A 13,628-nucleotide genomic window follows, 5' to 3' on the forward strand; every position below is an offset into this window, starting at 1 on the left:
GCGACTGCCATGCAGTCGAACGGGGGAAGCCCCCTCGCCACAGGGAATCTATCCGCTTCAAGGTAAATTCCGGCCGTGAAAAAGGCGCCTGTAAAAAGGCGCCTTTTTCATGTCCGCATGCAAGTGATCTATCGCCCCAGCAACCGCGCCAGCCCCACACGCATCGGTGTCTGCTCTGTGGTAGTGAAGCGTTCCAACAGACGCCGGTTGTTCGCCCGGGAATGACGAATGTCACCGGAGCGCGCCGGGCCGTAGCTCACCGGTGGCAGCTTGCCAACCACGGCTTCGAGCGCTTCGAGCATTTGCTTGAGGGTCGTTGCCTGGTTCCAGCCAACGTTGACTGCACCGACTTCGACCATCGGCTTCTCGATGGCCTGCACCAGCAAGTCAACCAGGTCTTCGACGTAGACAAAATCCCGGGTCTGCTCGCCATCGCCGAACACGGTGATCGGCAGGCCCTTTTGCGCGCGCTCGCTGAAAATGCTGATCACCCCGGAGTACGGCGAGGACGGATCCTGGCGCGGGCCGAAGATGTTGAAGAAGCGGAAAACCACCGGTTCCAGCGCATGTTGGCGGCGGTAGAAATCGAAGTAGTGCTCGCTGGCCAGTTTGTCCGCCGCATAGGGCGTCAGCGGCGCTTTAGGCGTGTCTTCGTCGATCGACTCGCCCTCGCCATTGTTGCCGTACACCGCCGCGCTGGAGGCAAACAGCACGCGCTTGACCCCGGCCTGGCGCATGGCTTCGCAGACGTTCAGCGTACCGATGAAGTTGCTCTGGTGCGTGCGCACCGGGTCGTCCACCGACGCCTGAACCGAGGCCACGGCCGCCAGATGCGCCACGGCGCTGCAACCGGCCATCGCTTGGGCAACCAGCGTCGCATCGGCGACGTCACCGACGATCAGTTCGACCTTGGGATTGTCCAGCGGCAGATTGCTGCGCTTGCCGCTGGACAGGTCATCGAGAATTCGCACCGCATGGCCCTTGGCAAGCAGGGCGTCAGTCAGGTGCGAACCAATGAAACCGGCACCACCGGTGATCAAAACGGGACCGTCAGCCATGGCGATAGAACCTGTCCAGTAGAGCGGGAAGCGCCGCACGCCAGGCGCGCGGCTTGATCCCGAAGGTGTGCAGAATTTTTTTGCAGGCCAATACCGCATGTTGCGGTTCTTCGGCAGCATCCGGACGCGCGGCGTGGGCCTGGGCGGTCGGGGCTTCGATGGCCAGCGGATGCAGGCTGCGGGCTTCGCTCAGAATAGCCTGCCCCAGCGCCAGCGGCGTGGTCGCCTCATGTCCGGCGTAGTGGTAGGTGCCCCACAGCGGCGCAGCGCAATCGAGTTGCTTGAGGACTGAAATGATCACACGGGCGGCGTCGTCGACCGGCGTCGGATTGCCGCGCCGGTCGTCGGCCATCAGCAGTTCTTCGGGTTGTTCGGCACGGGCGAGGAAGCGGCCAAGGGTGCCGTCCGGGCTGTCGTCCAGCAGCCAGCCGAAACGCAGCAGTACGTGTTGCGGGCAGGTGGCGCGAACGCTCTGTTCGATCCGCCATAACGCCTGGCCCCGCAGGCCCAGTGGCACGGGTTCGTCTTTTTCGCTGTAGGCCGTGGCGCGGGAACCGTCGAACACGCGATAGCTGGAAGGTTGCAGCAGAACGATGTTGTGGTGCTGGCACAGTTCCGCCAGACGCTCGATCGCACGCTCCTGGCCGGCCAGGCGCTGTTCGCTCACCGCCTCTGCCTGAAACCAGTCGAAGTAGTAGGCAAGGTTGATCAATGCATCGGGACGGGTGTCGTCGAGCAGTTGTGTCAGGCTCGCGGCATCCCAGCCGTCTTGCGGCGGGCGGGGGGCGAGGAAGCCGATGTCTTCCTCCGCACCGAGGCGAATCAGCGCCTGCCCAAGGGCATTTCCGCCGCCCAGTAACATAAGGCGCATTCGCATAGAGTCAGCAGGCCCAGTCTGATTGAAACAATGGCTTTATCGACACCGCGCCCAGGCGATGTCGTTGGTAATTGCCGGAATCGTTGCATTTTGCGGGTTTAGTGCGCAACCGTCATCCGTAAAGTGTAGATGTCAGGGATTTGTGGTGCTGCCACTGGCCTCATCGCGAGCAAGCTCGCTCCCACAGGGATTTTCTGTGAATAGGTAATTTGTGAACGACACGGACACTGTGGGAGCGGGCTTGCCCGCGAAGGGGCCCTGTCAGCCAATAGAGATCCCTGAGTGGTACTTGCATCTTTCGCCCCCACCCGCATAACTTGCTGCATGAACCTGCCCATCCCCGCAGACAGTGCGCTGAGCGGCTTTCACCCTGCCGTCAGCGCCTGGTTCAGCCACACGTTCGCAGCGGTCACCGCCGCCCAGGCCCGGGCGTGGCCGTTGATCCGCCAGCAGCGCTCGACCCTGATCGCCGCGCCCACCGGCTCCGGCAAAACCCTCACCGCCTTCCTCGCCGTCATCGATGACCTGGTGCATCGCGGCCTGGAAAACCCCGAAGGCCTGCCCGACGCCACCCTGGTGGTCTACGTCTCGCCGCTCAAGGCGCTGTCCAACGATATCCAGATCAACCTGCAAAACCCGCTGGCCGGCATTACCGAGCAATTGCGTCTGATGGGCCTGCCCGAATTGCAGATCACCACGGCCGTGCGCACCGGCGACACACCACAAAAAGATCGTTCGGCGATGCGCAAGACGGCACCGCACATTCTGGTGACCACGCCGGAATCCCTGTACGTGTTGCTCGGTTCCGATTCCGGTCGGCAGATGCTCGGCACGACACAAACGGTGATCATCGACGAAATCCACGCCATGGCCGCCAACAAACGCGGCAGCCATCTGACGCTGAGCCTTGAACGCCTGCAGGCACTGTGCGCACAACCACTTCTGCGCATCGGTCTGTCGGCCACGCAAAAACCGATCGAAGCCGTCTCGCGCTTCCTCGTCGGTCGCGAGCGTCCGTGCGAGATCGTCGACATCGGCCACGCCCGCCCCCGCGACCTGGACATCGAAGTGCCGCCCGTGCCGCTGTCGGCAGTGATGGCCAACGATGTCTGGGAACTGGTCTACGACCGCCTCGCCGCCCTCGCCCGGGAACACCGGACCACGCTGATTTTCGTCAACACGCGGCGCCTGGCCGAACGCCTGAGCCGTCACCTGAGCGAACGCCTGGGCAAGGACGCCGTGGCCGCCCACCACGGCAGCCTGGCCAAGGAGTTTCGCCTGGACGCCGAGCAGCGACTCAAGCGCGGCGACTTGCAAGTGCTGATTGCCACGGCGTCGCTGGAACTGGGGATCGATATCGGCGACGTCGACCTGGTGTGCCAGATCGCCTCGCCGCGTTCGATTGCCGGGTTTCTGCAACGGGTCGGCCGCTCCGGGCACCAGGTCGGCGGTACGCCCAAGGGCCGTTTGTTCGCCACCACTCGCGACGACCTGATCGAATGCGCCGCGCTGCTCGACTGCGTGCGCCGGGGCGAACTCGATACCTTGTTGATCCCGCAAGCGCCGCTGGATGTGCTGGCACAACAGATCATCGCCGAAGTCAGTTGCCAGGAGTGGTCGGAACAGGCGCTGCTGGAGATGCTGCGCCGCGCCGCGCCCTACGCCGGACTCGACGACAAACACTATCAGGCGCTGCTGCACATGCTCACCGAGGGCTACAACGGGCGACAAGGCATGCGCAGCGCCTACCTGCACCGCGACGCCGTGAACCGTACCCTGCGCGGTCGCCGGGGCGCAAAACTGACGGCGGTGACCAGTGGCGGGACCATTCCGGACAACGCCGACTACAGCGTATTGCTGGAGCCTCAAGGGCTGAACATTGGCACCATCAACGAAGACTTCGCGGTGGAAAGCATCGCCGGGGATATCTTCCAGTTGGGCAATACGTCCTATCGGATCCTGCGCGTGGAAACCGGCAAGGTGCGGGTCGAGGATGCCCAGGGCCAGCCACCGACCATTCCGTTCTGGCTTGGGGAGGCGCCGGGGCGCAGTGCCGAATTGTCTTCGGCGGTGGCACGCTTGCAGGCTCAACTCGACGACCTGCTGGGTGCCGCGCCTGGCAACTTGCAGCCAGCGCTCGACTGGCTGACTGACACCCTGGGCCTGAACCTCGCCAGCGCCGGACAACTGGTGGACTACCTGGCCCGTGCACGGCAAACGCTGGGCGCCCTGCCATCACAGGACACGCTGCTGATGGAGCGTTTTTTCGACGAATCCGGCGGCACCCAACTGGTCATTCACACGCCGTTTGGCAGCCGCATCAACCGTGCCTGGGGCCTGGCCCTGCGCAAGCGTTTCTGTCGCACCTTCAACTTCGAATTGCAGGCCGCCGCCAGCGAAGACGCCATCGTGCTGTCGCTGTCCACCAGCCACAGTTTTGAACTGGACGATGTCTGGCGCTACCTGCACAGCAACAGCGCCGAGCACCTGCTGATTCAGGCCGTGCTCGACGCGCCGCTGTTCGGCGTGCGCTGGCGCTGGAATGCCGGGGTGGCCCTGGCGCTACCGCGCTACAGCGGCGGACGCAAAGTCCCGCCGCAGATCCAGCGGATGAAAAGCGAAGACCTGATTGCCAGCGTGTTTCCCGATCAAATCGCCTGCGTGGAAAACCTCGCCGGCGAACGGGAGATTCCCGACCATCCGCTGGTAGAGCAAACCCTCGACGACTGCCTGCACGATGCCATGGACAGTGAAGGCTGGCTGGCCTTGTTGCGGCGCATGGAGCGCGGCGACATTCGCCTGATCAGCCGCGACTTGCCGACGCCCTCGCCGCTGGCGGCGGAGATTCTCAGCGCCCGGCCCTATACCTTTCTCGACGATGCGCCGCTGGAGGAACGCCGTACCCAAGCGGTGCTCAATCGCCGCTGGAGCGACCCGCAATCCACTGACGACCTCAGCGCGCTGGACACCGAAGCGATTGCCGCCGTGCGCGACGAAGCCTGGCCGGCACCCTCCGGTGTCGATGAAATGCACGAGGCCTTGATGAGCCTGGCGTGCATCAGCGATGCCGAGGCCAGCGCCAATCCGCAATGGCTCGACTGGCTCGATACCCTGGCCGACAGCGGACGCGCGAGCCGTATGCAGATCAACGCCGGGCAATCGCTGTGGCTGGCGCTGGAGCGCCTGACCTGCCTGCGGGCGATTTATCCACAGGCCGAAATGACGCCGCCCCTGCAAGTGCTACCGGACTTCGATGAAGCCTGGGCGCCCGAGGAAGCCGTACTCGAACTGATCCGCGCAAGGCTCAGCGCCTTCGGACCGCTCCCACTCAATGCCATTGCCGAACCACTCGCCTTGCCCGCCGCGCAGGTCAATCAAGCCCTGGCGCAACTGGAACGCGAAGGCTACGTGCTGCGCGGCCGCTTCACCCCGGGCACCGCTCAGGAAGAATGGTGCGAGCGACATTTGCTGGCGCGGATTCACCGCTATACGGTCAAGCGCCTGCGTCGGGAAATCGAACCGGTGGCGTTGCAGGATTTCATGCGATTCCTGTTCGACTGGCAGCATGTGTCGAGCGCAAGCCAGGGCCGGGGCGCGGCGGTATTGCCAGCCGTCGTCGCGCAATTCGAGGGCTACCCCGCCGCCGCTTCAGCCTGGGACAGCGACATCCTGCCGGCGCGAATCAAGGACTACTCGGCGTCCTGGCTGGATGAGTTGTGCCGCAGCGGCAGACTGGTGTGGACACGCCTGACTGCACACAACAAAAGCGCCAGCACCGCCCTGCGCAGCACGCCGATTGTCTTGTTGCCACGCAACCGGGTCGGCCTCTGGAGCGGCTTGACCGAGCAGACGCCGGTCAGCGAACTGTCGCCGAAAACGCAAAAGGTCCACGCCGCCCTCAGCCAGCACGGCGCGCTGTTTTTCGATGAGCTGATCCATGAGGCCCATCTGCTGCGTTCGGAACTGGAAATCGCCCTGCAGGAACTGGTGGGCGCCGGGCTGGTGAACGCCGACAGCTTCGCCGGGTTGCGCGCACTGATCACCCCGGCCAGCAAGCGCCAGCCACGCAACAGTCGGCGTGGGCGCGGAGCATTCATCGGAGGCATGGACGATGCCGGGCGCTGGGCCCTGTTGCGACGCGCGCCTGCCGCACCGGTGGCGGAAAACCAGCGTCCCGCGCCAGCACCGGCCGAAACGCTGGAACACATCGCCATGACGTTGCTGCGCCGCTACGGCGTGGTGTTCTGGCGCTTGCTGGAACGAGAGGCGGACTGGCTACCGGGCTGGCGCGAACTGCTGCGTACGTTCCATCGTCTGGAGGCACGCGGTGAGATTCGTGGCGGACGGTTTGTCAGCGGCCTGGCGGGTGAGCAATTCGCCTTGCCCGAGGCGATTCCATTGTTGCGGGAGGTGCGGCGCAAGCCTCATGACGGCAGTCTGGTCGCGGTGTGCGGGGTCGATCCGCTGAATCTCGCCGGCACGTTGTTGCCGGGAGCGAAGGTGCCGGCACTGGCGAGCAATCGGCTGGTGTATCGCGACGGGTTGCCAGTCGCCGCAGAGATTGCCGGCAAGCAGCAGATCTGGGTGGAGCTGGATCAGCAGGCGGGTGCCGGGGTGCGCAGCAAACTGATCCGGCATTGAGGTTGTCTGGTCTGCCCCCTTCGCGAGCAAGCCCGCTCCCACAGTTGATCTGTGTCGTTCATAAATCCCTCTGAGGCCATCACAGCCTCCGAAGATTTCCTTGACGACTTACTGCGACCGCGGCCGATCCGGCATCAGCACCGCCGAATGATCCGGCTCATGCACGGCCTCGAGTGGTGGCTCGACCGGATGCCTCGGTACCAGCGCCTGTTGTGGATAAGTCTGCGCGAAATGCACCCACGGGCAGTTATCCACAAGCTTTTTCAGGCGCTGGTTGAAGGCCCGGCTCACGGCATACTGGCCACCGGACACCGTGCGGAATTGCGCGGTCAGCACCACGCCGTTGAGGTCCATCTTGTCGACGCCAAACACATCCAGCGGCCCTTGCAGGTTGTAGCGCAGGAACGGGTCGCTGCTGATGGAATGCCCGGCCTCGCGGATCAGCTCGATGGCTTTGTCGACATCGGTGTCATAGGTGAATTGCACCGAGAAATACGCATAGGCGAATTGCCGCGATTGGTTGGTCACGGCCTTGATCTGCCCGAACGGCACCGAGTGCACGAAACCCTTGCCGTCGCGCAGGCGCAAGGTGCGGATGGTCAGGCCTTCGACCGTGCCGGCATGCCCGGAATCCAGCACCACCCAGTCGCCGATGGACAGGGTGTCTTCGATAATGATGAACAACCCTGTAATCACGTCCTGCACCAGCTGCTGGGAGCCGAAACCGATTGCCAGGCCGATGACCCCGGCACCGGCCAGGAACGGCGCGACGTTGATCCCCAGGTTGGCCATGGTGGTGATCGCGCAAATCACCACCAGGATGATTTTGATCGCGTTGCGCAGCAGCGGCAGGATGGTTTTCACCCGCGTACTGGGCTGGCGCGCCGAGCGCTTGTTGGCCGGTGGTTTCAGGGCTTCCTGAATCGCCGTGTCGAGCACCACCCAGACCATCCAGGTCACCAGCAGGATCAGGCCGATGTGGCTCAGGGAATCACTGATCGCCCGGCCCACGGCATTGCTCACCGCGAATTCGAACAGCGACACGCCCCAGATCCGCCCGAGGATATCGATGAACACGATGGCCATGCCGATGCGCACTAAGGCATGGGACAAGTTGAGAAAACGCTCCTTGTAGGCGCCGCTGCGGCGCAGGTCCGCTGCGCTGCGCGCCTTGAACAGATGGTGCAGCGTGGTGCTGAGAAACACCGTGGCAATCAGCAACACCGTGGTGAACAAGGCGCTGCGCAGCACTCTCTGGTTGTCCGCCCCGGCACCGATCAGGTTGACGATCGACACCAGTACCATCAACAGAATCGGCCAATACCAAAGCCCGGAAAATATCCGCAGGGTTTCACGCAATGCCGGCTGACCGAGGCGCTGGGCCAGCGGCAGGATGCGGATCACATGGGCCACCGGGCGACGCATGCGGATCACCAGCAAGCCGAAGGCAATCGACGCCGCCAACCCGGTGAACACGGCGATGCTGCTGGTGAGATTGTTGCCCAGTTGATGGGCGATCTGCGGACTGGTCAGGGCATCGCTCAAGGCCACCAGAAAGCCGATACCGAATAACGGCCGGGGACTGTTCTCGCGGATGATCTGCACCGCCCGCCGCTTGTGCCCGGCATTGAACGCCACCACCAGCGACATCACCAATGACGCGGAAAATATCCCCGCGCTCGCGGCATAAGCCAGACACAGCGCCAGCGCCCGACCGGCCGATATCGGCAAAAACTGGCTGGCATAAATCGTTAACGGCAGACTGACCACCGCCGGCAAGGTGTAGGGCAGCACGTAACCGAGCAACGCCTGGCCCCGTTCGCGACTGAGCAGTAAACGGTGCTCGCACAGGCGCCTGGCGATCATCCGCCCTAGCAGCCAAAGACAGGCAAACACGGCCGCCCACACGCAGGTCAACAGCAGGAAATCGCTGGCGACGCTCCAGGCCGAACGGGCCGAAGGCTGATTGACCAACTGATCCACTTCATCGGCCGCGCGGTCGGCACGCAGGCGCCAGGCGTCGACCAGGTTCTGATTGAGATCAAGCCTGGACTGGACCTCGTCGATGCTTGAACTGATGGCCCCCAGTAACCCGCCTTGCACCAGCGGCTCGGGGTGTGCCGGCGGCGTCGCGGCGGTCGCGGTGGCCGGCAGCCCCGGTATCGCGGCGGCTTCCAGTTGCTCGCTGCCCAGAAACAGCAACGCCCCCAGCAGTATCGCGGTCTTGAGCCTGATCAAAGCACCCGCTCCTTTGGCTGTGTCGGTAAGGAACTGATCGAGAAATGCCGGGCAAGTTCGGCTATTGCCCGCAGATAGCAGGACGACGATGCCTTCCTGTGGCACAGACTAGCACTCGCGCTCGCGATCTTTGCGTCCAAGGCAAATATCAAATGTCCGTCCCTGTATTTTTCCGCACAACCCGAACCCCGACACTGCGCTCCATCGAATCAATCTCCGGAGTTGCAGAAATGCCCATTGCCTTGCTCGCGCTGACCCTCAGCGCCTTTGCCATCGGGACGACCGAGTTCGTCATCGTTGGCCTGTTACCCACCATTGGTGCCGACCTCGGGGTCAGCCTGCCATCCGCCGGCCTGCTGGTCAGCCTGTATGCCCTTGGCGTTGCCGTCGGCGCCCCGGTGCTGACCGCCCTCACCGGCAAGGTTCCACGCAAGTTGCTGCTGTTATCGCTGATGGTGCTGTTCACCCTCGGCAATCTGCTGGCGTGGCAAGCACCGAGCTACGAGTCGTTGATCCTCGCGCGGATCGTCACCGGCCTGGCCCACGGGGTGTTTTTCTCGATCGGCTCGACCATCGCCACCAGTCTAGTGCCGAAGGAAAAAGCCGCCAGCGCGATTGCCATCATGTTCACCGGCCTGACCGTGGCGCTGGTCACCGGCGTGCCACTGGGGACATTCATCGGCCAGCATTTCGGCTGGCGTGAAACCTTCCTCGCTGTTTCGGCATTGGGTGTCATCGCCTTCGTTGGCAGCCTGATTTACGTGCCGAACAACATCGCCCACAGCAAACCCGCGTCGTTGTTGCAACAATTGCAGGTGCTCAAGAAACCGCGCCTGTTGCTGGTGTATGCCATGACGGCCGTCGGCTACGGCGGCTCGTTCATCGCCTTTACCTTCCTCGCCCCGATTCTCCAGGACCTCTCCGGTTTCAGCGCCAGCACCGTCAGCCTGGTATTGCTGGTCTACGGCATCTCCGTGGCCGTCGGCAACATCTGGGGCGGCAAGCTGGCGGACAAACACGGCCCGATCAGCGCCCTGAAAATCATTTTTGCCCTGCTCGCCGCCGTGTTGTTCGTGCTGACCTTCACTGCCGGCAATCCTTGGCTCGCGCTGGTCACCGTGCTGGTCTGGGGCGCCGTGGCATTCGGCAACGTGCCGGGATTGCAGGTGTACGTGGTGCGCCAGGCCGAACATCACACTCCGCAGGCCGTGGACGTAGCATCCGGCCTGAACATCGCGGCGTTCAACCTCGGCATTGCCGGCGGCGCGTGGGGCGGCGGCCTGATCGTCGCCCACATGGGGTTGATTCACACCGCATGGATCGGCGGCCTGGTGGTGTTGCTGGCGCTGGCATTGACCGCGTGGAGTGGACGCCTTGACCGCCTCGGCCCGGTGTTCGCCGAACAGGCCGAGGGTTCTGCCCGCGTTATCACCGGCCACTGATACACCCTGTGGGAGCGGGCTTGCTCGCGAAGGCGTCGGCACATCCAGCATTGATGTGACTGATACGCCCCTTTCGCGAGCAAGTCGGATCGCCGCACCGCCGCTCCCACATTGGATGGATGTGAGTTCAAGACTGTGTACCGTCCGTAGCCCCATCGAAACTTTCGCCGCCGCCCCGGAGTCATCCAAAAACAGGGGCCGTCAGGCGGGAGGCGACATGACAGCGAATCACACCGATATTCCCGCACACTCAAACGCAACCGACATGCAGGTACAGGGGCCGTCCGTCACTTGTCGTTTCAAGGTGCTGACGGTCAATACCCATAAAGGTTTCACCGCACTCAACCGGCGTTTCATCCTGCCGGAACTGCGTGAAGCGGTGCGCAGTGTGTCTGCCGATGTGGTGTTTTTGCAGGAAGTCCACGGCACCCACGAACAGCACCCCAAGCGCTACACCAACTGGCCGACGATGCCGCAATACGAGTTCCTCGCCGACACCCTGTGGCCGCAGTTCGCCTATGGACGCAATGCGGTGTATCCGGCGGGCGATCACGGCAATGCGCTGCTGTCGAAATTCCAGATCATCCGCCACGACAACCTCGACGTGTCCATCGGCGGTCACGAGAACCGCGGGCTCCTGCATTGTGTGCTGCGCATGCCCGACGACGGCCGGGAAGTGCATGCCATTTGCGTGCACCTGGGGCTGCGCGAAAGCCACCGCACGGCGCAACTGAAATTGCTTGCCCAGCGCCTGGACGCCCTGCCGGTCGACGCCCCAGTGATCGTCGCCGGGGATTTCAACGACTGGCGCCAGCGCGCCGATGCATTGCTCAAGCCAAGCGGTTTGCGCGAAGTCTTCGCCGCGCACCATGGCAAACCGGCGCGCAGTTTCCCCGCGCGCTTGCCGACATTGCGCCTGGACCGCATCTACGTGCGCAACCTCAAGGCCAGCCATCCGCAAGTGCTGACCACCCGGCCCTGGTCGCACCTTTCCGACCACGCCCCGCTGTCGGTGGAGATCGAGCTATGAGCAGCCAGTCGATGGAAAAAACCACGTTGCAAGACATCCCCGCCCCGCCGATCCGCGAACCGGCAGCGGTCGATGTCGAATACGGCTGGCAAGGCAGCAATCGCGTCGAGTTGCTGGAAAACGGCGAAGCGTTTTTCCCCCGGGTATTTGCAGCCCTGCGTCGGGCGCAAAGTGAAATCCTGCTGGAAACGTTCATTGTGTTCGAGGACAAGGTTGGCAATGAGCTGCAACAGATTCTGATCGAAGCCGCTCAGCGCGGCGTGCGCACCACCGTCAGTCTCGACGGGTTTGGTTGCGGCGAACTGAGTGCGGGGTTCCTCAGCGCCCTGACCGCGGCCGGCGTGCACCTGCAAATGTTCGACCCGGCACCGAAACGCCTGGGCATCCGCACCAACTGGTTCCGGCGTCTGCACCGCAAGATAGTGGTGGTGGACGGCAGCATCGCCTTCATCGGCGGGATCAATTTTTCCGCCGATCATCTGGCCGACTTCGGCCCCGAGGCCAAACAGGACTATTCCGTGGAGGTGCAAGGCCCGGCGGTGGCCGACATCCATCACTTCGCCCTGCTGCAATGCGGTCGCCCGGTGCGGGCCAGATACTGGTGGCAAAGGCGCCGGATGCGGCGTTCGGAACTGGCCTTGAGCGATCACGATGGCCAGGTGCGGCTGGTGTATCGCGACAACGGAGAACACCCGTCCGACATCGAAGAGGTTTACCGCCAGGTGTTGCGCCAGGCACAACGGCGGGTGGTGATCGCCAACGCCTACTTCTTTCCCGGTTTCCGCCTGCTGCGCGAGATCCGTAACGCGGCCCGTCGAGGCGTGGATGTACGGCTGATCCTGCAAGGGCAGCCAGACATGCTGGTGGCCAGGCTCGCAGCGCGCATGACCTACGACTACCTGCTCAGGTCCGGGGTGAAGATCTACGAGTATTGCGACCGCCCGCTGCACGGCAAAGTCGCGTTGGTGGACGAAGACTGGAGCACCGTCGGCTCCAGCAACCTCGACCCGTTGAGCCTGTCGATGAATCTGGAAGCCAACGTGCTGATCCGCGACCAAGCCTTCAATCGTCATCTGTTCGATCGCCTGGAAGACCTCAGCGACCACCACTGCAAGGTCATGTCTCCCGACATCGCGCCACGCGGACGTGTCTGGCACATGACCATCGGTTTTCTGGTGTTTCACTTCCTGCGGCATTTCCCGGCGTGGGCCGGTTGGTTGCCGGCGCATAAACCTCGCCTGAAACCTGTCCCCCCTCCGACCGGGAGCGCTGACCATGAACCGCGCTGAGACCCACACGGCAACTCACGCCAGAAGCGCTGGCAAGTCGCACTTCAAGCGCTGGAAACGACCGCTGACGATGCTGTTTTTCCTGATGCTGATCGTGCTGTTCACGATGCTCGCCCAGCGTATCGAATGGAACGAAGTGTTCGACAACCTGGCCGATTTCAAGGTACGCACGCTGATCATTGCCTCGGCGCTGACCCTGGTGAGTTTTCTGGTGTACGCCTGCTTCGACCTTATCGGCCGCACCTACATTCGCCAGAATCTGACATGGAAGCAGATCCTGCCCGTGGGGATCATCAGCTACGCCTTCAACCTGAACCTGAGCGCCTGGGTCGGCGGCATCGCCATGCGTTACCGGTTGTATTCGCGGCTCGGGGTCAGCAAGAGCAACATCGCGAAAATCCTTGGCCTGAGCCTGGCGACCAACTGGTTCGGCTACATGGTCAATGCCGGCGCCGTGTTCTGCAGCGGCCTGGTACGCATGCCGCCGGGCTGGAGACTCAGCAGCAGTGCACTGCAAGGCGTGGGGGTTTTGTTACTGCTGCTGAGCGCCGGGTACCTGGCTGCATGCCGGTTTGCCAAACGTCGGGAGTGGGCGATTCGCGGCGTGGAGATCGACTTGCCCTCACTGCACATGGCGGTGCTGCAACTGGCCCTCGGCGCCCTGAACTGGTCGCTGATGGCGGCGGTGATTTTCACGTTGCTGCCGAGCAAACTGGACTATCCACTGGTACTGGGTGTGCTGTTGATCAGCGCCATCGCCGGGGTCATCACGCACATCCCGGCCGGGCTCGGCGTGCTCGAGGCGGTGTTCGTGGCGCTGCTGCAACACGAGGTTTCGCGGGGTAGCCTGGTGGCGGGACTGCTGGCCTATCGGGCGATTTATTTCATTGTGCCGCTATTGATTGCCCTGGTGATGTACCTGCTGGTGGAAGCCAAGGCCAAGTCATTGCGGATTACCAGGAAACCCAAGTGATCTGTGGTGTGTTCTAGTCCGCCTTCGCGGGCAAGCCCGCTCCCACAAGGATCCAGGGTGAACACATTTTTTGGGAACAA

Annotated in this window: 8 protein-coding genes; 5 read left to right on the forward strand and 3 right to left on the reverse strand. The window is 63.2% G+C overall.

The window, feature by feature from the left end; genetic code table 11:
• Positions 1-128 precede the first annotated feature (128 nt).
• Both AC06G5_RS27085 and AC06G5_RS27090 read right to left on the reverse strand, forming a co-directional pair.
• Positions 129-1,058: an NAD-dependent epimerase/dehydratase family protein gene (locus tag AC06G5_RS27085; protein ID WP_413427373.1), complete on the reverse strand. Its 930-nt coding sequence runs from the start codon at positions 1,056-1,058 to the stop codon at positions 129-131.
• Positions 1,051-1,935 carry a sugar nucleotide-binding protein gene (locus tag AC06G5_RS27090; RefSeq protein WP_413703940.1) on the reverse strand — a complete coding sequence of 295 codons (885 nt, stop codon included), beginning with the start codon at positions 1,933-1,935 and terminating at the stop codon, positions 1,051-1,053. Before AC06G5_RS27090 ends, AC06G5_RS27085 begins: the two co-directional genes overlap by 8 nt.
• Positions 1,936-2,259: 324 nt before the next feature.
• Here AC06G5_RS27090 and AC06G5_RS27095 point away from each other — a divergent pair, with 324 nt between their 5' ends.
• Positions 2,260-6,576, forward strand: a complete 4,317-nt coding sequence (locus AC06G5_RS27095; protein WP_480458594.1) for a DNA glycosylase AlkZ-like family protein — start codon at positions 2,260-2,262, stop codon at positions 6,574-6,576.
• A 108-nt stretch (positions 6,577-6,684) separates the two neighbouring features.
• Here the strand turns inward: AC06G5_RS27095 and AC06G5_RS27100 are convergent, their stop codons facing one another.
• Positions 6,685-8,814: a mechanosensitive ion channel family protein gene (locus AC06G5_RS27100; RefSeq protein WP_413703938.1), complete on the reverse strand. Its 2,130-nt coding sequence runs from the start codon at positions 8,812-8,814 to the stop codon at positions 6,685-6,687.
• 230 nt (positions 8,815-9,044) lie between these two features.
• On the opposite strand from AC06G5_RS27100, the gene AC06G5_RS27105 reads away from it, so the two are divergent.
• From AC06G5_RS27105 to AC06G5_RS27120, 4 genes are all read left to right on the forward strand, one after another.
• Positions 9,045-10,256, forward strand: coding sequence for an MFS transporter (locus AC06G5_RS27105; protein WP_413703937.1), 1,212 nt, complete (start codon positions 9,045-9,047; stop codon positions 10,254-10,256).
• Positions 10,257-10,521: 265 nt separating this feature from the next.
• Positions 10,522-11,286: an endonuclease/exonuclease/phosphatase family protein gene (locus AC06G5_RS27110; protein ID WP_413426453.1), complete on the forward strand. Its 765-nt coding sequence runs from the start codon at positions 10,522-10,524 to the stop codon at positions 11,284-11,286.
• Positions 11,283-12,575: a cardiolipin synthase ClsB gene (clsB, locus tag AC06G5_RS27115; protein WP_480458595.1), complete on the forward strand. Its 1,293-nt coding sequence runs from the start codon at positions 11,283-11,285 to the stop codon at positions 12,573-12,575. The genes AC06G5_RS27110 and clsB overlap by 4 nt, the downstream gene beginning before the upstream one ends.
• Positions 12,562-13,548, forward strand: coding sequence for a lysylphosphatidylglycerol synthase domain-containing protein (locus AC06G5_RS27120; protein ID WP_480458596.1), 987 nt, complete (start codon positions 12,562-12,564; stop codon positions 13,546-13,548). The genes clsB and AC06G5_RS27120 overlap by 14 nt, the downstream gene beginning before the upstream one ends.
• The last annotated feature ends 80 nt before the right edge of the window (positions 13,549-13,628 follow it).

The organism is Pseudomonas sp. WT-JTC (assembly GCF_056711565.1).